Source organism: Trichocoleus sp. FACHB-591, assembly GCF_014695845.1.
Taxonomy (GTDB): domain Bacteria; phylum Cyanobacteriota; class Cyanobacteriia; order FACHB-46; family FACHB-46; genus Trichocoleus.
In genome coordinates this window covers 42650-62862 of record NZ_JACJPA010000045.1, presented here as the reverse complement: position 1 = coordinate 62862, position 20213 = coordinate 42650, and the positions used below count along the sequence as shown (strand labels likewise).

The 20213-nt window shown below is 48.5% G+C and carries 17 protein-coding genes; 9 read left to right on the top strand and 8 right to left on the bottom strand.

Going from position 1 to position 20213, the window contains the following annotated elements; all coding sequences use genetic code 11:
* Nucleotides 1–31 precede the first annotated feature (31 nt).
* Together H6F90_RS08480 and H6F90_RS08475 are read right to left on the bottom strand one after the other, a co-directional pair.
* Entirely contained in the window at nt 32–1120 is a 1089-nt protein-coding gene (locus H6F90_RS08480) for a spermidine/putrescine ABC transporter substrate-binding protein (protein WP_190551943.1), read from the bottom strand.
* Nucleotides 1121–1149: 29 nt separating this feature from the next.
* Nucleotides 1150–2277, bottom strand: coding sequence for an ABC transporter ATP-binding protein (locus H6F90_RS08475; protein WP_190551942.1), 1128 nt, complete (start codon nt 2275–2277; stop codon nt 1150–1152).
* 325 nt (nt 2278–2602) lie between these two features.
* On the opposite strand from H6F90_RS08475, the gene mrdA reads away from it, so the two are divergent.
* The 4 genes from mrdA (at nt 2603) to H6F90_RS08455 (ending at nt 8370) form a co-directional block, all read left to right on the top strand.
* A complete protein-coding gene (gene mrdA, locus H6F90_RS08470; protein WP_190551941.1) occupies nt 2603–4417 on the top strand; it encodes a penicillin-binding protein 2 in 1815 nt (604 codons plus the stop codon).
* 288 nt (nt 4418–4705) lie between these two features.
* Complete coding sequence (locus tag H6F90_RS08465; RefSeq protein WP_370527532.1) at nt 4706–5287, top strand: biotin transporter BioY; 582 nt, start codon at nt 4706–4708, stop codon at nt 5285–5287.
* An 86-nt stretch (nt 5288–5373) separates the two neighbouring features.
* The gene (gene lspA, locus H6F90_RS08460) at nt 5374–5877 is read left to right on the top strand and encodes a signal peptidase II (protein ID WP_190438918.1); all 504 of its coding nucleotides are present in this window, start codon (nt 5374–5376) and stop codon (nt 5875–5877) included.
* A gap of 237 nt (nt 5878–6114) precedes the next feature.
* The gene (locus H6F90_RS08455; RefSeq protein WP_190551940.1) at nt 6115–8370 is read left to right on the top strand and encodes a PBP1A family penicillin-binding protein; all 2256 of its coding nucleotides are present in this window, start codon (nt 6115–6117) and stop codon (nt 8368–8370) included.
* Nucleotides 8371–8393: 23 nt separating this feature from the next.
* Here H6F90_RS08455 and H6F90_RS08450 read toward each other — a convergent pair whose 3' ends face one another.
* Nucleotides 8394–8717, bottom strand: coding sequence for a DUF1825 family protein (locus H6F90_RS08450; protein ID WP_190438912.1), 324 nt, complete (start codon nt 8715–8717; stop codon nt 8394–8396).
* A 127-nt stretch (nt 8718–8844) separates the two neighbouring features.
* The gene (locus H6F90_RS08445; RefSeq protein ID WP_190551939.1) at nt 8845–9750 is read right to left on the bottom strand and encodes a J domain-containing protein; all 906 of its coding nucleotides are present in this window, start codon (nt 9748–9750) and stop codon (nt 8845–8847) included.
* A 554-nt stretch (nt 9751–10304) separates the two neighbouring features.
* Here H6F90_RS08445 and H6F90_RS08440 point away from each other — a divergent pair.
* Together H6F90_RS08440 and H6F90_RS08435 are read left to right on the top strand one after the other, a co-directional pair.
* Nucleotides 10305–10703: an SHOCT domain-containing protein gene (locus H6F90_RS08440; RefSeq protein WP_190551938.1), complete on the top strand. Its 399-nt coding sequence runs from the start codon at nt 10305–10307 to the stop codon at nt 10701–10703.
* A gap of 8 nt (nt 10704–10711) precedes the next feature.
* Complete coding sequence (locus H6F90_RS08435) at nt 10712–11272, top strand: ComEA family DNA-binding protein (RefSeq protein WP_190551937.1); 561 nt, start codon at nt 10712–10714, stop codon at nt 11270–11272.
* Between the two features lie 5 nt (nt 11273–11277).
* Here the strand turns inward: H6F90_RS08435 and lepB are convergent, their stop codons facing one another.
* Nucleotides 11278–11850: a signal peptidase I gene (lepB, locus tag H6F90_RS08430; protein WP_190551936.1), complete on the bottom strand. Its 573-nt coding sequence runs from the start codon at nt 11848–11850 to the stop codon at nt 11278–11280.
* 648 nt (nt 11851–12498) lie between these two features.
* Between lepB and H6F90_RS08425 the strand changes: the two genes are divergently transcribed.
* A complete protein-coding gene (locus H6F90_RS08425) occupies nt 12499–14271 on the top strand; it encodes a sensor histidine kinase (protein ID WP_190551934.1) in 1773 nt (590 codons plus the stop codon).
* On the opposite strand, the gene H6F90_RS08420 is transcribed toward H6F90_RS08425, so the two are convergent.
* Both H6F90_RS08420 and H6F90_RS08415 read right to left on the bottom strand, forming a co-directional pair.
* Entirely contained in the window at nt 14249–16027 is a 1779-nt protein-coding gene (locus H6F90_RS08420; RefSeq protein WP_190551932.1) for a metallophosphoesterase, read from the bottom strand. The two genes, H6F90_RS08425 and H6F90_RS08420, sit on opposite strands and share 23 nt — an antisense overlap.
* A gap of 12 nt (nt 16028–16039) precedes the next feature.
* Nucleotides 16040–16807, bottom strand: coding sequence for a DUF1350 family protein (locus H6F90_RS08415; RefSeq protein WP_190551930.1), 768 nt, complete (start codon nt 16805–16807; stop codon nt 16040–16042).
* A 108-nt stretch (nt 16808–16915) separates the two neighbouring features.
* Between H6F90_RS08415 and H6F90_RS08410 the strand changes: the two genes are divergently transcribed.
* Both H6F90_RS08410 and H6F90_RS08405 read left to right on the top strand, forming a co-directional pair.
* Entirely contained in the window at nt 16916–18778 is a 1863-nt protein-coding gene (locus tag H6F90_RS08410; RefSeq protein WP_190551928.1) for a bifunctional diguanylate cyclase/phosphodiesterase, read from the top strand.
* A gap of 166 nt (nt 18779–18944) precedes the next feature.
* A complete protein-coding gene (locus H6F90_RS08405) occupies nt 18945–19526 on the top strand; it encodes a L,D-transpeptidase (protein WP_199295795.1) in 582 nt (193 codons plus the stop codon).
* 71 nt (nt 19527–19597) lie between these two features.
* Here H6F90_RS08405 and H6F90_RS08400 read toward each other — a convergent pair whose 3' ends face one another.
* Nucleotides 19598–20146, bottom strand: a complete 549-nt coding sequence (locus H6F90_RS08400) for a late competence development ComFB family protein (RefSeq protein WP_190551926.1) — start codon at nt 20144–20146, stop codon at nt 19598–19600.
* Between the last annotated feature and the right edge of the window lie 67 nt (nt 20147–20213).

Sequence of the window (20213 nt, the reverse complement as noted above, 5' to 3'; positions counted from 1 at the left end):
GCGTAGACCTAGGAAGAGAGACGACTATTATTTAACTGCTGGTTAGCTGCGTCCAGTAGCGATCATAGACTTCGCTGAACTGGCCAATAGGAGCGATTTGTTCACACTTAGTCAGCAGCGATTCTGGCGGAAATAGGTTGGTGTTGTTGCGGATGTCGGCGGGTAGCTGAGCGATCGCCGCGCGGTTAGGAGTAGCAAACTTCAGGCGATAACACACCTGAGCCATGACCGATGGCTGCAAAATAAAATTGAGCCAAGCATAAGCGGCTTCAGGATTTGGAGCTGACTTGGGAATCACCATCGTATCAGTCCACAAAGATGTGCCACTGCGAGGAATCACATACTTGAGATTTGGATTGTCTTGAGCTGTTTTAATGGCATCAGCCGAGTACCCCATCGCTAACCATAAATCTCCTGCCACCATTTGGTCGCGCCAAGCATCGGAAGTAAACGTAGCGATCGCGGGTTTCAAAGCCGCTAACTTCTCGTAAGCTTGCTCTAACTGGGCAGGTTGCGTGGAGTTGTAAGAATAGCCCAGCATCCGTAAGGTCGCGCCCATCACCTCGCGCACATCATTAATCAAGGTGATGCGTTGAGTTAATTGCTTTTGGTTGTCCCAGAGATAATTCCAATCTGTAGGAGGTTCTTTCAGCTTCTGCGTGTTATAGATCAGTCCGGTGGTGCCCCAACTAATCGGGATGCTATAGCGATTGCCAGGGTCATAAACAGGATTTTGAAAGCGTGGCAAAAGCTGGTTGAGACCGCTTAAGCGATTGTGATCCAGCTCGCTCAAGAGTCCGATTTCGCTCATCTGGCGGACCATATAGTCGGATGGCGAAATAATGCTGTACTCGGAACCACCTCCTGCCCGAATTTTGGCCAACATCGACTCATTCGAGTCAAAGACATTGGTAATGACTTCAATGCCAGTTTGCTCACTAAAGCTCTTCAGTAAATCTTCATCCGTGTAGTTGGACCAGGTGTAGATATAGAGCTTGTTGGAGGTGCCAGGCTGAGCTGCGGATTGCCTGACTTGGGCCAGAGTCCAACCACAACTGGAAAGCGCCAGCCCCGAAAGCGCGGATGCTGTAGTGTTTAAGAATTGCCGTCGCGTTGACATGCTGTCTCGAAAAATGTTGTTGTGCCTACCTATGCAGTTAAAGCCAGACAGTCTGTAGCGGCCCAATAAACGTAGATAGGAGTTTCAGGATCGGGCAGGGCACCGACTGTATTCGGTTGCATGACTGTGACGCGATCGCCGGAAAGCAGCTCCACCACATAATGAACATGCGTTCCTAAATACATCACATGCTTCAGTCGTCCCTCAAAACAATTATGGGACACGCTAGGTGTATACAAACTCACCTGAATCTTTTCCGGTCGGACGCTCACCACGACTGGAGCCGTGATGGGTGAATTGCCAGATTCCCAAGGTTTGGCTATAACTTTGAGTCTAGTTTCTGTTTCTACCTTTAAGGAAGCGGTATCTGCCTCTACAACCTTGCCTCGGAAAAGATTTGTGTCTCCAATGAAATCTGCCACAAATGGCGTGCGGGGTCGTTCGTAAATTTCAGTAGGCGAACCGATTTGCTCAATCTTGCCTTCATGCATGACAGCGATGCGGTCTGACAAGCTCAAAGCTTCCTCTTGGTCGTGAGTCACCATAATAAAAGTGACGCCCAGTTCTTGATGTAGATTGGACAGCTCGACCTGCATTTCTTTTCGTAGCTTCAGGTCTAGCGCCCCTAGCGGTTCATCCAAGAGCACCACAGCTGGACGATTCACCAAAGCCCGCGCCAATGCAACTCGTTGTTGCTGCCCTCCAGAAAGTTGAGCTGGGAATCGATGGGCGTAAGCCTCCATCTTGACCAACCGTAATGCTTCGCCTACTCGTTCACGAATTTCAGCTCGACTTTGGCGTTTAATTCTTAAGCCAAAAGCAATGTTGTCCCAAACCGTTAAGTGATTGAATAGGGCGTAACTTTGAAAAACTGTGTTGACAGGACGACGGTAAGGCGGAATCTGATTCATGGTTTGGCGTCGAATCAGCACCTCTCCAGCAGTAGCAGTTTCAAAGCCAGCAATTAATCGGAGGGTTGTCGTTTTGCCACACCCAGAGGGACCTAAGATGCTAAAGAATTCACCTCTGCAAATACTAAGATCGATGCCTCGGACGACTGCTTCACTATTGAAGACCTTGAAAACCTTACGAAGTTCAACATCAAACTCAGTATCGATGCCGATCGCATCCTGACGCTGTGTAGCAGTCTGAGACATAGTGGCGATTTCCTGCGCTGATTTCCCCACGAACGCAAAGCCAAATTAAATTTCTGCCCTTTGGGAGAGGCAAGAACCGGCTTTGGTCTATTTTATCCACCTAACCAAGGTTAAGGAATGGGACTGTTCTAATCTATAGCCTGCCCAAACTGGTTTTGTAGATTAAAAGCTAAACACTGTTAAGCAAATAACTTTAACAGGGCAACCCAGTCGGCGTGCAATAATTCTTCACTAAATCAAGATTTGCGCTTGGCAGGGAGACTAGCGGTAGACTAGGTAAAAACTCACTGCCACTAATTTCTCCGGACACAATTTTTCCGACCTTATGACTTTGACACAATCTCCTCCCATCATTCAACAACCCGCAGCGCGTACGGTTGGCAGAAGCTACCAGTCTATAGCTTTCATGTTGGTTGTCAGTTTATTAATGCTGGGTGGAATTGGCGGTCGGTTGGCTTACTTACAATTGGTCGAGGGGAATCGGAACCGCCAGTTGGCAGAAAATAATCGCATTCGCTTGATCCCCAAGCAACCAGAGCGCGGCAAAATTTTAGATCGAGGCGGCAGCATCTTGGCTGGTAGTCGCCTGTCGCACTCAGTGTTTTTGTGGCCATTGGCGCGGAAGCAATCTGAGTGGCCTGCGACTTTAAATCGACTTTCTCAGATTTTGCAGATCCCCGAAGCTGAAATCCAAAAGCGGCTAGAACAAGCAGGGTATACTTCTCCCTATTTAGTCAGGATTGCGCGGGGTGTAAGCCCAGCTCAAGTTACGGCTCTAGCCGAGTACTCCAGCGAGATGGAGGGGGTGGAGGTTGATGCAGAAGCCGTTCGATACTATCCTCACGGGGACCTGGCGGCTCATGTGCTGGGCTACACAGGTGAGATGAGCGATGAAGAGCTAGAAAAACGCAAGGATGAAGGATACCGCCTCGGTGATGTGATTGGCCAAATGGGCGTAGAGTCGGCCTATGAAAAACAATTGCGAGGTGAATGGGGCGGCCAGCAAGTTGAAGTGGATGGCATGGGTCAAGTTGTCCGCATTCTGGGTGAGAAGCAAACTCAGGCAGGTAGAGATGTCCGCTTAACCTTGGATTTGAAGTTGCAAAAAGCAGCGGAAACGGCCTTGGGCGATCGCAAAGGCGCGATCGTAGCCATGGACCCGAACAATGGTGCAGTTCTGGCCATGGTTAGCCGCCCTGCCTTCGATCCAAACCTGTTTTCGACCCGAATTACAGATGCTCAATGGCAGCGCTTGCAAAGTGAAGACCATCCCTTCGTCAACCGAGCCGTGCAGGGGTATCCGCCTGCAAGTACGTTCAAAATTGTTACCACTACAGCCGCGATCGAATCCAATAAATATTCTCCGGATACTGTCCTGAATACCTACCCTTCTATCACTGTAGGAGGCATCGAGTTTGGTGACTGGAACCGAGCTGGATTTGGCGTCTTAGGGTTCGCGGGAGCCTTGAAATGGAGCAGCGATACATTCTTCTACCAAATCGCCATGGGAATTGGGGACCAGACCCTTATTCCTTGGACTCGACGATATGGATTTGGCCAGAAAACGGGTATTGAGCTACCTGAAGAAGCAGCAGGTTTAGTGCCAGATGATGCCTGGAAACGCAAGGAATTAGGGGAAGGCTGGTACCTGGGGGATACCGTTAATATGTCGATCGGCCAGGGCTTTCTTCAGTCCACACCTTTGCAAGTGGCAGTGATGTTTGCTGTGCCTGCTAATGGTGGTTACAAAGTTAAGCCTCACCTGTTCAAGGACAATGAAGCCGCCCGAAATTGGCGTGAATCTTTACAGCTCAGACCTGAAACCGTTGATGTTTTGCGGGCAGGCTTACGAGAGGTTGTGGACGGTGGCACTGGCGCTGCTCTCAATGTATCAACAATTCCGCCAACGGCTGGTAAGAGTGGTACTGCTGAAGACTTTGGCCGCGAATCTCATACTTGGTTTGGAGCTTATGCTCCCCTTGATAAGCCGCAAGTCTTAGTTGTGGCGTTTGGCGAAAACTCTGGTGGCGGTGGTGGCTCGTTTGCAGCTCCCATGGTGCGGCAAGTTTTAGAAGCTTACTTTAATCCCAATAAAACAGTAAATCAGGCGGCTGCAATTGAGCCTGTCTTGACAGATTAAGGCAATTTTGAGCTGCTGCTTACTGCCTGAATTAAACAACTCTGGCGTTGAAGGCTGTACTTCCAGCCTAGGAGCGTAGGTGCTTCCAATCCAGTGATACAATGCCAACACTAAAGGCAAATCAACTGATATTGCTTCTCACGCTAGTTGATTCTCAAGCGTTATAAATAAGCTTTTACAGACTTATTGCGATCAGCGCTTTAGATCTTGGAGGTCGCTAAACCTCTAGCTTAGGAGAGGATAATCTTGTTACTCCCGCCCCCATCGCTCTGTATTCTTGAACCCATAGTGGCTGCTCCCATTGAACTACTCTGGGCCTTTATCGGCCTAATCTTAACGATTGGTGGCACCTTTTTAGGGGCGTCGATTACTAGCCCGCCTTGGAGCTGGGACAGTTCTGGCATCCAAGCTTATCCACTAGGGGTGACTTGTCAAATTGGGGCAGTGTTATTGGCTAGCTGCTTGGGTGGGAGAAATGCCGGGGTACTTTCTCAAATTGCTTACTTGGCACTGGGTCTAGCGGGCTTCCCAGTGTTTACTCAAGGTGGGGGCTTTGGCTATATCCGAGAGCCAATGTTTGGTTACTTGCTAGGATTTGTGCCAGGAGCCTGGGTATGTGGTTCATTGGCCTTTAAAGCTCCACCTCGCTTAGAGGCTTTAACTTTTAGTTGTCTTTGCGGGTTGCTGAGCGTTCACTTAGTTGGTTTGGTGTATTTGATTGTTGGCTATCTTTTTAGCTGGGTGAATGCTACAAGTCCATTGCTAGAAGCAGTGTTGAAGTACTCTTATTATGCTTTGCCAGGCCAATTGGCTCTTACTTGTGCAGTCACAGTTCTAGCCTTTACGATTCGACATTTAATGTTTTACTGAAGTGGGCTAAATCAAGTAACGTTGTCTGCTGCCTCGTAGTGCTTGGTGGGTGCCTAGTTGGTTTGAAATTTTCTGACCCAGTTGCTATGAATTGGAAGAATCGTTTTTTTTGGCTTGCAGCTCTCATTAGCTTGATTTTAGATCGTGTGACTAAGTACTGGGTTGTAACTCAGTTTGACTTGACGATTCCTCCCGAATCTTGGGCACTTTGGCCCAATGTCTTTCACTTTACCTATGTGACTAACACAGGTGCTGCTTTTAGCTTGTTCAGTCAAGGCGGTGACTGGCTGCGTTGGTTATCTTTGGGAGTTAGCTTAATTCTGGTAGCCCTAGGTTTGTTTGGGCCGAGGATGAATCGCTGGGAACAGGCTGGCTATGGCTGTATCTTAGGTGGTGCAGCGGGCAACGGCATCGATCGCTTTCTGGAGGGTCGAGTCGTTGATTTTTTGGATTTTCGGTTGATTGATTTTCCGGTCTTCAACATTGCTGATGTGTTCATTAATGTTGGAATTGTTTGTTTGTTAATTGCTACTTTCAGAGGGGAGGATGTTGCTAAGGGAGATTCGCATCCTGATTCTACTCAGCGGTAAGCTCAGACTACTCAGCGGTTTGTTGACAGCAGCAGTTAAGTCTAGCTTGTATGATTGAGGATGAAGCGGGTAAAGATACTTGGCTGGGCAATCAATCCTATCAACTCATGAGGTTGCCACCTAAACTCTGAATTGCCGCTGAGTAACTGCAACAAGCGCAACATCCTTGACTCAACTTCAGTCAAATGTTGTTTATACTGCTTCCGATTGCTCTAGCTAAATTTGTGTTGGTAGTGAATGACTCCTCCTCAGCCCCCTCGTCAATCTAAAACCCTGTTGGGTAACTTGACCCAAGCTGTACAGACCATTCAGGCTAAGATTGATTTTTCCAAACTGGCCTTGAATCCGGATGCAAGGGTGCCAGAACTGTGGGTGCAAGATGCTGGGACTGAGAAGGCAGAAGTCTATCCTTTGTTGGGCGATCGCTACCTGTTGGGACGGAGTTCCAAGTCCTGTGACATTGTGGTGCGCAATCCCGTCGTCAGTCAGATTCATCTTTCCCTGACTCGCGATCGCCAACAGCAAACGCCCTTCGTGCTCAAGGATGAAAACTCGACCAATGGTATTTATCGGGGCAAACGACGTGTAAATACATCCACGTTGTATCACGGTGACATTTTGACTCTGGGGCCACCGGAGCTTGCCGCAGCGGTTCGCATCCAGTATCACAACCCTCCCCCGTGGTACGTCAAAGCGTTTCGCTATAGTCTCTACGGAGTCAGCGGCCTTACAGCGATCACAGCCTTATTTGTGGGCATTGAGTGGACTAAGTTTTCGGTGCGCCCCTTGCCTAAGTCGATCCAAGGACCAGTCATGGTCTACGCTCGCGATCGCCAAACACCGCTAAGCCCTGCCCGCAACAACGCCCACTTAGAACTGAATAAACTTTCGGATTTTTCAGCTTATTTACCCAAGGCAGTAGTAGCCTCGGAAGATAGCCGATTTTACTGGCATTTAGGCGTTGATCCGATCGGAATTTTAAGAGCCTTACTGACCAATATTCGGGGTGGAGGCATTCGTGAAGGTGCCAGCACGATCACCCAGCAAGTTGCTCGCAGCTTGTTCCGTGACTATGTCGGCACTCAAGATTCAGCCGGACGCAAACTCCGAGAAGCGATCGTAGCCCTGAAGCTAGAAATGCTTTACAGCAAGGACGCGGTTCTCAAGATGTATTTGAACCGAGTGTACTTGGGCAATGGTAACTTTGGCTTCGAGGATGCGGCTCAGTTTTACTTTGGCAAGTCGGCTAAAGATCTAACCCTCTCAGAAGCAGCGACACTGGCAGGGATTTTGCCTGCCCCGAATAGCTTCAACCCCATTCGTGATTACCAGGCAGCAGTAGAGTACCGCGATCGCGTGATTAATCGAATGGCAGCGATGGGCATGGTGAGCTTGGAAGAAGCCCAGCGAGCCCGGCGATCGCGCATTGAAATTAATCCCAAAGCTAGGGAAATTCTAGAGAGTACTCGTGCGCCTTACTTCTATGGCTATGTGTTTGATGAGTTGCAAACTCTGCTCGGCAAGCAACTAGCAGAAGAAGGTAACTTTATTGTTGAGACCAACTTGGACCTGCAAATGCAGACCTTGGCAGAAACTGCCTTGCGGAATTCAGTCGCTAATGTTGGGGCTACTTACAATTTTTCCCAAGGCGCGATCGTCACGCTAGATGCCAGCAACGGCTCTATCCTGGCTTTAGTCGGTGGAGTCGATTACCAGCAAAGTCAATTTAACCGAGCAACCCAAGCTCTACGCCAGCCTGGTTCTACCTTCAAAATTTTTAGCTACACCGCAGCCTTGGAGCAAGGAATTTCGCCGGGAAAGCCTTACTCCTGCGCTCCTCTAGACTGGGGCGGCCAATCGTTTAGTGGCTGTAACGCTGGGGGTGGTAGCTTGGATATGTATAGCGGCATATCCCTCTCCGAAAATCCGATCGCCCTCCGAATTGCTCAAGATGCGGGCTTAGATAAGGTCGTGCAAACAGCTCGGCGAATGGGCATCCAGTCTGAGCTTAATCCTGTCCCAGGTCTCGTCTTAGGGCAAAGTGAAGTCACCCCTCTGGAAATGACAGGCGCTTTTAGCGTCCTAGCCGATCGTGGAGTTCGCCATCGTCCCCATGCTATTCAACGCATTTTGGATAGCAGTGATTGTCAAGACCGCAATAACTTCCAAACTTGTCGAGTAATCTATACCTACGACCAAGATTCGGAAGCTAACGTTTCTGTGCTTCCGCCAGAAGTCGCAGATACGATGACCGGGCTGCTGCAGGGAGTCGTACAGAGCGGAACGGGGCGCAGTGCCTCATTAGGCTTGGGAGAAGCGGGAAAAACAGGAACTACGAACGACAGTGTTGACTTGTGGTTCGTCGGATACATTCCGGGTCGCTCTCTAGTCACTGGGATATGGTTGGGCAACGACAACAACGATCCCACTACTGGCAGTAGCGGCCAAGCAGCTCAGCTATGGGGTGAGTATATGGGCCAGGTCGTACGTTGATCTAGCCTATGCAGCTTCAGCCGCTAAGAGGTTTTTTCTACCTCAGCCTTCATCCGCTCTAGGGTAAGGTTCATCTGCTCAAACATCTGTTGGGGCGTCATCCCAAACTGACCTAACTGTGTTTGCAGCTGCTGCACGGTCATTTGCGCCATAAAATCTTCCGATAGCTCAAAGCGCTTCATAAAAATGCGGTAGCGCTCCATCAGCCCTTCCATCCGCTCAATGAAAAGCTTTTTGCCTTCTCGGTCAAATTTGCCGTAGCTGCTGCCCAGTTGCACTAGGGATTGATAATCCTCAAACAACTGCTTTGCTTCTTGCTGCACAATCTCAGAGTCAAAAAATCCCATTGCTATTTCTTGGGTCAACTACCAAGCATAATGAGAAGGCGATCGTCGCTTCTCATGGCTTACTTTAATTTTAATGCAGGGCTTGATCGGCGGATAGCTGCGCGAATCCGTACCTCAGCTGGTTCGGTCAAGGTTTTTTGGCTCCAAACAAGCCAAAAAGACTACTTTTTTTAGTGGTTTGGGTAGGCCGCACTTTATCTTCTAGGTTGAGGTTGAGCTTAGCCGCATAGTGCAGCGCTAAGGGTTCTTTAGGATTGAGTTTGAGAGCTTGGCGAAAATGAACGGTAGCCATCCCGGAAAGGTTTTGCTTGAAGTAGGCAAATCCTAGTAAAGCGTGGTACTCCCCTTGAGTCGGCTCGATTTTAATGGCATCTCGCAACTCCTGAACTGCTTGAGCTAAGTTTTCTTTCTTTAAGTATTCCTTAGCTCGCTTAGCATGTTGGTAGGCATAGTCCGTTGCAGGTGCTTCTTGCGGGCTAGCGGTCGCAAACTCAATGGTTTGGGCGGGAGCGCTAGAGACAAGCCCTGTGCGTTTTTCGCGCAGAATTACGTCATCTAGCTTCAACTGTAGATAGACCAGATTTAGTTCTAACAGTTGTTGAGTAACTGAGGCAAAGCGCTCGATGGGCTGAAACTGGGTCGCGCCAAGTTCGGCGATCGCCTGCTCATAAAATACCTCAGCATCTTTGAGGTTGAGCTGGCTGAGCTGTTGAGCTAATTTGGTTTTAGGGGCGATCGCTCCTTCTCTTTTCAAGCGTCGTACTTGAAACCGTAGCAATCCTAAAGATTCAGTGCGGTCTTTCTCTTGCTTCAGTTTCTGATAGGCAGGGTTGACCAAACGGGCAAAAATTTGGCTGGCTAACTGCTTAGTCTCACTCTCAGTAGCTCCAAAACTATCAGGATGTAAAACTTTAGCAATGTTACGATAGCGCTTCAGAACTCGACTATCATCAGCCGCTACAGAAATACCGAGGAGGGCGTAGGGATCGGAAAATTTCTGGAGCCAGTCTGCTGAAAAAGAAGTCTGTGGCATTGATCAGCGGCCTTAAAATTTTTGAATAAAAAATCAACGAATCCCAGCAGATTAAAGGAACAGCTACGACTATAAATCACCCGTTTCAGGCAATTTAGTAACTGGTTTCTGCTAAGTGCCAAGCTGTTAAGCTGTTCTAAGTGTTATTGCCCAGAAGCCTTAGCAATGGCAAAAAATAAGGATAGGTAGATGTTAAATAGGGTGCCCACCTGGTCTGCATCTAAAGTGACGAGATGGCTAAGCTGAGAGCAAAGCTAGAGACGACTTACGCTGCTGAGCTTGGTTACTAGCAACTTTAATATCGGTTTCCAGGTTGGTTTCAGTACCCTGCGCTGAAATAAAACTCTTTTACTACTGTACTCTGTTTGCTAGAACTCGACATCAGGCACCTGGGTGATCCTGGGCAGGTGTCAGTAACTTAAATCACAACTACGATGTCCAAAGTCTACGGGCTTATTTTGCAAATTGAAATCTATTGCTAGCAAAAGCGCTGCCGTTACCTTTAATCCATAGGATCGACCGTGATGCATCTAGGTGCCGCCAAGGAGCAAAGCATGCTAAACAAGCCAAAAAATCGTCAAATAGCAGCAGTCCTAGCCTTCGCTGGCGTGATCGTGCCGATCGCGGGGTTGCACAAGCTCTATCTCGGTCAATATCGCTGGGGTATGCTGTATCTACTGTTGTCTCTGGCAACGCCCATTCCTAAAATTGCCAGTGCAATTGAAGGAGTTTGGTACCTAAGCCAAGACTCCGATCAGTTCGATCGCAACTTTAACGATGGAATAGCAGCTAGCCCCACCGTCCGTTACCCTACAGGGCCAACTGTTGATCCGGCGAAAGTTAGCGCGATCGCAACGGCAGTGCGCCAACTGGACCAACTGCGCCAAGATGGTTTGATTTCAGAATATGAGTTTGAGCAAAAGCGCCGACAGTTATTAGATAGCGTGACTTGAAACCTGAGATGGCATTTTTAGATTGGTTAACCTCTGTAGCTCGGACTCGTCCTTCGATCGCGGCTGCCTCTACACCGCTGCGATCGCGGTTGATCAATGATCCTTATTACCGTCTGCAATCGTTAGAAGAAGTGCAGTTAGCCGTTTCCTTGGGAGTTAAAATCGACGCCAATCAAGCCACAGTGGACGATTGGCTACGTTTACCCGGAATTTCTATCCATCAAGCGCGATCGCTAGCCGAACTCACTCAAGCAGGCGTACAGTTTTGCTGCCTGGAAGATATGGCCGCTGTTTTAGGAGTGCCCGTCCAGCGACTACGGCCCTTCGCACCGATTCTCAATTTTTGTTATTACGATGCTGAGAGTCTGGTCACAATTGAGCCCATTAATCCCAACACGGCCTCTGTAGAAGTTTTGCTCAAAGTGCCACCGATTGATTTATTCTTGGCTAGAGCGATCGTGCAAAATCGCTTAGCTACAGGGCCTTACCGCAACCTGGCAGATCTGCAACGACGGCTTTCTCTGCCTAGTACCGTAACAACTGATTTGATGCACTACTTGCGTTTTTAGCTGCGCTAGAACTGCCCAATTCGGGAGAACGGCCAAAAGCGCCACCAAGCTCGACCAATAATATTTTGCTTTGGCAAGAAGCCCCAAATGTGGGAGTCGTTGCTGTTGTTGCGGTTGTCGCCCATGACGAAAAACTGCCCCTCTGGGACTTGCCTTGGCCCCCACTCATAAGCGGGTGGCTCGGCAATATACGGTTCTTTCAGCGGCTGGTTATCTACATAAACCTTACCCTGCTGCACTTGCACAATCTGACCAGGCAGGCCAATAATGCGCTTGATAAAAGCCTGCTCTTTGCTGTAGCCCTGGGTCTGCAATTGCAATGGTGGATCGAAGACGACAATATCGCCCGTTTCCGGTGAGTGCCAGCGGTAAGAAAGCTTTTCCACCACCAAGCGATCGCCAACTAATAAAGTTGGCACCATTGAGTCAGACGGAATAAAGCGAGGTTCTGCAACAAAGGCACGAATGAAAAGGGCCAAAGTTAAAGCGATCGCTAGAATCTGAAAATTTTCTCGTTGGGATTTCCAGAACCCTGACTGCCCGGAAGAATCTGCCAAATCTTGTTTTTCAGATGTCATAGCAAGGATGAATAGAGTGGACCCAGATACGAAGCGGCAACGCTGCCAAGTAGTTAGCAGCCCAGTCAAGGATCATCAGCGATGCCTAGAGGCAATGCCTTCTGACACTTGTACGGGCCTCTGCCATCAACTAATATACTCCGCTCTTCTAGTTTTTTCGTGCTCTGGCAGGGCTACGCTGTTGGGGCATCAAAAGCCGTGCAATCGAATTGATAAGAGAGCTTCTAAGACTGTAAATAGTTGATTTTGATTGCTCTGTCAATTGATAAAAACTCTACAACTGCATAATTTACTAATAAAAAATATCCGGACTAATGAATTCATTGATATTGATTCAGTGCCATCACGGACTGATTTCTCGGAATTGAACTGACTAATACCGAATAATTATCAGTTTGATTTTTCAAGTGAATGGAGTATCACTAGAGAGAAGCTTAAGAACACTGTGAAGTGATTGCTTAGGGTAGTAGCGAATCATAAATCGAGTTGAGTCGAGTGAAACTTGAAACACAGAGTTTATGTGAATCCTGGAAGGCTCAAATTTTGTTTTATTGAATTTTTGCTTCGAGGGGCAAAAGAACTTTTTTTAAGCTTTACTTGAGATGCCTTTCGGTATCTCCTACTGTGGCAATTTTTTGAGGTAGGTTTATGCCGGAATTCTGGAAAATATTTTTAGATTCAAGTCAGTTTATTCCGCATGGACATTGCTATCTTTGGCAACCCGGACTTGTTTGGCTGCATATTGCTTCTAACTCAATTATTGCCCTAGCTTACTATTCGATTCCGCTGATGTTGGTATACTTTGTCCACAAGCGGCGGGACATTCCTTTTAATGGAATTTTTATTTTATTTGGTATCTTTATTGTTGCTTGTGGTACCACCCACTTGATGGACATTTGGACGCTCTGGCACCCCCATTATTGGATATCGGGTTTCCTCAAAGCTATTACTGCGGCAGTTTCTTTCTACACTGCCTTGGAGTTAAGGTCTTTGATTCCTCAAGTTTTGTCGTTACCCAGTTCAGCGCAACTCGAAGCCGCCAATCAAAAGCTGGAAGATGAGATTGTAGAACGCCAACGCATGGAAATCGCTTTGCGTGATTCTCAACAAATGTTGAAGCTGGTGATCGACACAATTCCACAAGCGATCTTCTGGAAAGATCATGAGTCAGTTTATTTGGGTTGCAATCGTAGCTTTGCCCTGGATGCAGGCCTAGCAGCATCAGAAGCAATCGTGGGTCGCACAGATTATGAGTTAGCGTGGAAACCAGAAGAAGCCGAGTTTTTTCAGAGTTGCGATCGCCAGTTCATAGAGGCAAATCAGCCGGAATATCACATCATTGAGCCGCAACTGCAAGCGGACGGCAAGCAAGCTTGGTTAGATAGCAGTAAGATTCCGTTGCATAATGCCGCAGGTCAAGTTGTAGGAATTTTAGGGATTTATGAGGATATTACAGAGCGTCAAATAGCAGACGCAGCGCTACGAGAATCCGAGGATCATCTGCGTCAACGCACCCAACAACTAGAGCAAACTCTCAAGGAGCTACAAAAGACTCAGTCGCAACTCATTCATACGGAAAAAATGTCCAGTTTAGGGCAATTGGTCGCTGGCATTGCGCATGAAATTAATAATCCCATTAACTTTATCTATGGCAATCTGAGCCATACCAACGAATACGCTCAAGACTTGCTAAATTTGCTTGAGATCTATCAACAAAGTTATCCTCATCCTGCTGCAACAGTTCAAGCCAAAGCTGAAGCAATTGACCTTGATTTCTTAACTGAAGACTTACCTAAAATGCTGTCTTCCATGAAGGTGGGAGCAGAGCGCATCCGGAAAATTGTTTTGTCTCTCCGCAACTTCTCTCGCTTAGAAGAATCAGAGATGAAGCCTGTGGATATTCATGAAGGTTTAGACAACACTTTACTGTTGCTACAGCATCGTTTTAAGGAAAAAGTGGGGCGGTTTGGCGTTCAAGTGATCAAGAAATATGGCCCATTGCCGATGGTTGAGTGCTATGCAGGACAGCTCAACCAAGTCTTTATGAATCTGATCGCTAATGCGATCGATGCTGTAGATGAGTTGCACCAAGCCACTACAGATCAATCAGCTCAGCCAACCTTTATTCGCATCGAGACCGCAGTTCTGGACTCCAATCGAGTTGTGATCCGAATTGCCGACAACGGTATGGGTATGACGGAAGCTGTTAGACAACGGTTGTTTGATCCGTTCTTTACCACCAAGCCGGTAGGAAAGGGGACTGGGCTGGGATTGTCAATCAGCTATCAAATTGTGACGGACAAACATGGCGGTGAACTAATTTGTCACTCAGCCCCTGGACAAGGCACAGAGTTTCGGATTGAAATTCCAGTTAAAGCCCAGAAACTAGCTTCGCCGACTAACTCTGCGTTGCTGGTTTAGTCGGTGGAGTTTGCAAGAGCTGAAACTCATCAAACTTAATTGTGGACGACTGAGGCTGACGGGTGTCAAAGTAGTAGCTACTAACCGTGCCATCGGCTGTGTTGAAAATGCTGAACGCGGTGAGATCATTGCTCGACAGATACGGCAGCGATCGCCCATTCTCATCTTTAAGTGGCGCGATCGTCGGGACCACAGGCGCTAGACCGTTAGGATTGCCGACCGCTGTACCAGTCGCTGAGTCAGAGCTGGGAGCTGTTGGCCTGGGTTGTTCTAGATAAGCACCGTAGGAGTTACCCACATTAGAGGTTTCGAGAAAATGCATGCCGCTGGGACTGACAAATCGGTTCCACAAATGGCAGTGACCGTAGAACACTAACTGCACGCCTGCTGCCTCTAGCAGTGGCATCACGTCTCGGACCAAGTAGTTGCTCTCTGGCGGGTACTCATACCGAACGCCTTGGATCGTGCCATCGGGAGCGCGATCGCTCACAGTTACAGGGTCGGTGTAAGGCGGGACAATATTGCCGCCTAAGGAATGGAGAGGATGGTGCAACATCACCACTTTGTACTTGGCTTGCTGAAATTCTGGGCTGTTTAATTCCTGCTGCAACCACTGGTACTGCTTGCTTCCCTGGGCGATCGGCTCGAAGATGTGTTGCCCATAGCCCCAAGCATCTTGATCGAGTTGAGATAGCTCTTTGGCCTGCTGACTTGGCTGGGGAACTGGATCACTGTACTTGCCACGTATCTCAGGGCCAATTTCTGGAACACGCCAAATGCTGGTTGCGTATAGAACCACTAAGCGAATGTCGCCAAAAGTAACCGCGTAGTAAGTTTTGCCGCCTGTCTCACTAGTAGGCAGCGTAAAGATCTCTTCGTAGGTATCTGTGTTGAAGGAATGATCTTTGATCCAAGCTGCGCGCGCCGTGGAACCAGTAGAGTCGTCTGCTGGCTGATTAGAATGTGCTTGCTCTGGATAGCGAGCTGAGGCGATCGCCCAAGGGACGGCATCATCAAATTGGCTACTTAAGGAGTTCTCCCTTGAGAAGCGTCCCATCACCTCATGATTACCAATCGTGGTAAACAAAGGCGCATGCTGAATAATTTCGGCTCCCCGATAAATAGTTTCCTGCCCTTGTTTCTCCAGCTTGTAGGCAGCTCGGCCTTGCAATACTGGAAAGAAGGCTCCGCCACGATTGTCATCAAACCATTCGGAGGCGCGATCGGGAATATTAACCAAGTCTCCCGCAAAAAACACCGCATCTACGGCGCCAACCGTTTCCACCACCTTTTGTAAGTTCGCCGAAACCAAAGGTTTGAGTTGATGGTCGGACGTCAGCAAAATCTTGAGGGCCGTTTGTGGGCTAGGCTGCGGCATCAAGCTAAAAACTCGACTCGTAATTACTTGACCATCTTCCTGCACACTCGTTACTTGATAAGGCACCCGCACTCCCGGCGTGAGATTGTTCACGATCGCCTCGTGCCGCCAAATCTGCCGTTCCTCAGGTCTAGAATTGATCAAATCAACAACTTGGGAATTCAAGTGTGACTTTTGATCTTCACGGGTCCGACTGAGCTGGCTACTGGTTGCCATGACAGTGCGATCGCGACTTTTCTCGGCAGGTGTCGTTAAGCCAGGCCCGTAGGTCACAAAATGTTGGGAACCAGGAAATTCTGTGAACCAGACGACCCGGATGGAAGTAGGAGTCGGCAGTTGCAAAAACGGATCAGTCAATAGCCGAGGAGTCACAGCCATAAACGTATAATTTCACAGCTTCATAAATGGATCGAGCCAAAGCAGAATTGATTGCTTGAGTTGATTGAGTTCTCGATACACCTCTTGCTTCATCCACTGGGCGATCGCATCTAGCGGGGTGAAAACTGAGCCACTTTTCCAAGCAACATCTTGACCCAGAGGAGTGGTATGGCTGCCCGGTAGCTTTTGCAGCGTCACCATATCAGGAAAACGCTCCTTCAGCACTTCACTCATGGTTATGGTTTGGTCCAGCGTATCGTTGGTAAATTTAATCAGCAAATTTCGCCGTACTTGGTAGCGCTCAGAGACTAAAGCCATCGTTTCTAGCGGAGATGGTGTGAACTCAACGGCAAAGCTAGGCGAAAGCTGATCCATTAACGGAATGGCATCGCGCGCGGCATAGTTGTTGAAGGAAATTAAGATATTTCCTGCTCGCTCCACAGCAAACGAACTACCAATCAGTAAATGCAGCTTGCAGCCCATGCTATGTCCCAAGCCGTAAATGGGGAGGTAGCGCTTTTGCAGTAATCCTCTGGTTTGGAGTTGCGCAAAGGCTCGTTCAAAGTTCCGCAGCACTTGATGAGCGATCGCACCGTGATCCATCGTGTTGACAAAAGGAGTGGCGATGATTACATAGCCTTGGCGGCTGAGATGTTCTAGCAACCAACGGTAAGTGACGTGAGGTGCAGTCGCAACAAAAGCTCCTCCCAAGAAATGGATGATCGCGATGGGTCGCGGCGGAATTAAAACCCAGTTACCAGAAACTTCCTGCCAATCCATGCCCACAACATGTAAACAATACGTTACGTCCTGCCTTCATCCTAAACTCTGTTTTCTCCTAACAGGAGGGAACTATGAATGTAGCGGGACACCCATCCGAGAAAAGATATGGACACTAAGCAGCGGGACATACAGAGCCAGGATGCAAGTGAGCAGCCGCCAATTTCAGCAGAATGCTTGCATTCAGAAGCGATCGCCTCTCAGCAACCTGAATGTCAGCAGTGGCAGGAAAAGCTCCAAAATGTACAGCAAGAGTTGTCCAACATCAAGCTCGCGCTGGATGAAGCTGCCATTGTGGCTCTGACAGATACAACTGGCGTGATGCAGTATGTGAATGACAAGTTCTGTCGGCTATCCCAGTACGCCCGTGAAGAGCTGGTGCAGCAAAATTATCGGATGCTTAATTCTAGCTGTCACCCCAAGGAATTTTTTCAAAGCTTATGGTCCACTATTGACCAAGGCAAAGTTTGGCAAGGAGAAATTCGCAATAAAGCCAAAGACGGTTCTTACTATTGGGTAGACACAACTATCGTGCCTTACCTCAACGAGCAAGGACAACCCTTTCAATACTTAGCCATTCAGTTCGATATCACTGAGCGCAAACGGATTGAAGAACGGCTGCGGCATGATGCGTTTCATGATGTCCTCACAGGGTTACCCAACCGAGCCTTGTTTATGGCCCGTTTGGGCCGAGCGATCGAGCATGTAAAGCGGCGTTCTGGTGCTGTGTTTGCTTTACTCTTTGTTGATCTGGATTACTTCAAAACCCTGAATGACACTCTAGGGCATTTGGTGGGCGATCAACTGTTGGTGGCGATCGCCCGGCGCTTGGAATCTTGCCTGAGAATTGGCGATACCGTTGCCCGATTCGGTGGCGATGAGTTTACGATCCTGCTAGAAGACATTAAAGACGTTCAAGATGCCATTCGAGTAGCAGAACGTCTACAGCAAGAGTTGCAACTGCCCTTCTATCTCAGCGGTCACGAAATTTCTACCACAGCGAGTATTGGCATTGCCCTCAGTTGTACCGATTACAGCCAACCTGAAGAAATTCTGCGCGATGCAGATTTGGCTTTATACCAAGCGAAAGCGATGGGCCGCACGCGCTACGAAATCTTTGATGCTTCCATGCATCGGGGGACGCTGGCCCATATGCAACTAGAGCATGACCTCCGACGAGCGATCGCCAAGACTCAGGATCAAGCCATTTCTGGAGAAACAGAAGCCCCAGAATTTTGGCTACAGTACCAACCGATTGTGTCTCTCAAAACCAATCGCATCATGGGTTTTGAAGCCTTAATTCGTTGGAATCACCCAGAGCGGGGTTTGATCTCGCCTGCCGACTTTATCCCCTTGGCCGAAGAAACTGGGCTGATTGTACCGATTGGTCAGTGGGTATTGCGTCAGGCTTGCTATCAGCTCTCTGTCTGGCACCAACTGATCTCCTCGCCTTGTCCACTCATCGTCAGCGTCAACCTCTCCAGCCGTCAGTTTGTCCAGCCTGATTTAGTAAACCAAATTAGTCAAATTCTGCAAGAAACGAATCTAAATCCTCGCTACTTAAAGCTGGAGATTACTGAAAGTGTGGTGATGGAAAATGCTGAAGTGGCTACAACGATGCTGCAACAGCTCAAAAGCTTAGGGATTCAGCTAGCTATTGATGACTTTGGCACTGGCTACTCTTCACTCAGTTATTTGCACCGCTTCCCCATTGACACGCTAAAGATCGATCGCTCCTTTATTAACCGCATCGATATTGATGGCGAGAACTTAGAAATTGTCCGCACCATCGTTACCCTAGCTTGGAATTTAGGCATGGACATAATTGCTGAAGGAGTGGAAACTGCTAAGCAGTTGGCACAACTCAAAGCTTTGAAGTGTGAGTATGCTCAAGGCTATTTCTTTGCTAGACCACTTAATTGCGAAGCAGCTACAGCTTTAGTGATTCAGGGAACGATCGCAGTTAAGTAGAGTTGTTGCTGACAAAAATGCGTGGTTGCTGACGAGAGGGTTTACAAAAACCACCTGAGAGACAGATAGCCCCTTTGGAATTTGACAGAGTAAATTGACAATAGAAGTTGAATCCAGATTTTGGCTAGTGCTGGAGCTCTTTGCGGCGCAATGAAGTGACGAAGTCATGATTAGAGATGAATCGATCACTCGTAGTTTTATGCTGCTGTGCCTAGGCGCAGCTTTTTTAACGTTGCTGGTGCGATCGCAGACCAATGCTGCCTCCCTCACGCCACAGCAACCTGCTATTAACCTACCGCTGCAACCCGTTAAGAGCGCTTCTGCGTCCTTGAAGCCTAAGCCTGCTACGCCCGCTCAAGCTCAAAGTCGCCTTGTGGTAGATTTGAGCGATCGCAAGGTTTCTCTGTACCGCAGCCAAAAATTGCAAGGAAGTTACCCAGTTGCGATTGGTCAAGTAGGCTGGGAGACCCCTACAGGCACTTTTGCCATCACTCAGATGCAAACTAATCCAGTTTGGCAGCACCCCATTACCGAGCAGCTCATCACCGCGGGACCTGATAGCCCTTTGGGACTGCGCTGGATCGGTTTTTGGTCCGATGGCCACAACCAAATTGGCTTCCACGGTACGAATCAGGAAGAGTTAATTGGTCAGGCTGTTTCCCACGGCTGTGTGCGGATGCGAAACCAAGATATTGTGGCGCTCTATCAGCAAGTTGCCGAAGGAACGCCAGTCATAGTGCAGCCTTAAAAGGATTTACATAGGTAATGATTTTGGGTGGTGTAGGCTTCATCTACACCACCCAAAATCTGCCAATGCAATTAGTTATCGGAGGGCTGGGGTTCAAACTTAGGAGCGTAAACCTGGAGCAACGTACTGACTTGAGTTAACACTTCATCGCCAGAGTTTTTGCCGATCGCTTGCCGCTCAGGGAAGAATTCAGGTCGGTCTAGGTTACGGGCGATCGCTTCACTCACCTGCTGAGCAATCAAGCCGTGTAGTTCTTCTTTGGCGCGGTTGCGCTGGTAGTTAGCGCCTTCTTCAGTGGTGGCGTAGAGGGGTGGCAGACGGTTTAAGGCGTAGGCAGCAATATCACCCAAATCTAAAGTGCAATCACTCGTAGCTTCAATTTCGGCGACCCGAGCGATCGCTTCAGTTAGCACCAATTCTTCCATCACGTTGATGAACTGCTTTCTGGGTACAGCCACAACTTCACCCGTTAGTAACGCTCCCATCAAGCGATCGAGGGCCATATATTCCTCAATCGACAATTCGGAAGCCGTGTCACAGATGCGACCCACCTCAGCTTCCATCGCTGGTGTGAGGTAACCGTCCTGCAAGGCCTGCTCTACAATTTTCTCAATACTCATAACGCCTCTTCGCTCCCCGCCACCATCTTACAAATGGGCAACCTTGCTGCAAGCACCTTGCTTTAGT

Coding starts and splice junctions, on each gene's coding strand:
- H6F90_RS08480 (WP_190551943.1), bottom strand. CDS start 1,120: ATGTCAACGCGACGGCAATTCTTAAACACTACAGCATCCGCGCTTTCG.
- H6F90_RS08475 (WP_190551942.1), bottom strand. CDS start 2,277: ATGTCTCAGACTGCTACACAGCGTCAGGATGCGATCGGCATCGATACT.
- mrdA (WP_190551941.1), top strand. CDS start 2,603: ATGACTTTGACACAATCTCCTCCCATCATTCAACAACCCGCAGCGCGT.
- lspA (WP_190438918.1), top strand. CDS start 5,374: ATGAATTGGAAGAATCGTTTTTTTTGGCTTGCAGCTCTCATTAGCTTG.
- H6F90_RS08455 (WP_190551940.1), top strand. CDS start 6,115: ATGACTCCTCCTCAGCCCCCTCGTCAATCTAAAACCCTGTTGGGTAAC.
- H6F90_RS08450 (WP_190438912.1), bottom strand. CDS start 8,717: ATGGGATTTTTTGACTCTGAGATTGTGCAGCAAGAAGCAAAGCAGTTG.
- H6F90_RS08445 (WP_190551939.1), bottom strand. CDS start 9,750: ATGCCACAGACTTCTTTTTCAGCAGACTGGCTCCAGAAATTTTCCGAT.
- H6F90_RS08440 (WP_190551938.1), top strand. CDS start 10,305: ATGCTAAACAAGCCAAAAAATCGTCAAATAGCAGCAGTCCTAGCCTTC.
- H6F90_RS08435 (WP_190551937.1), top strand. CDS start 10,712: ATGGCATTTTTAGATTGGTTAACCTCTGTAGCTCGGACTCGTCCTTCG.
- lepB (WP_190551936.1), bottom strand. CDS start 11,850: ATGACATCTGAAAAACAAGATTTGGCAGATTCTTCCGGGCAGTCAGGG.
- H6F90_RS08425 (WP_190551934.1), top strand. CDS start 12,499: ATGCCGGAATTCTGGAAAATATTTTTAGATTCAAGTCAGTTTATTCCG.
- H6F90_RS08420 (WP_190551932.1), bottom strand. CDS start 16,027: ATGGCTGTGACTCCTCGGCTATTGACTGATCCGTTTTTGCAACTGCCG.
- H6F90_RS08415 (WP_190551930.1), bottom strand. CDS start 16,807: ATGGATTGGCAGGAAGTTTCTGGTAACTGGGTTTTAATTCCGCCGCGA.
- H6F90_RS08410 (WP_190551928.1), top strand. CDS start 16,916: ATGGACACTAAGCAGCGGGACATACAGAGCCAGGATGCAAGTGAGCAG.
- H6F90_RS08405 (WP_199295795.1), top strand. CDS start 18,945: ATGATTAGAGATGAATCGATCACTCGTAGTTTTATGCTGCTGTGCCTA.
- H6F90_RS08400 (WP_190551926.1), bottom strand. CDS start 20,146: ATGAGTATTGAGAAAATTGTAGAGCAGGCCTTGCAGGACGGTTACCTC.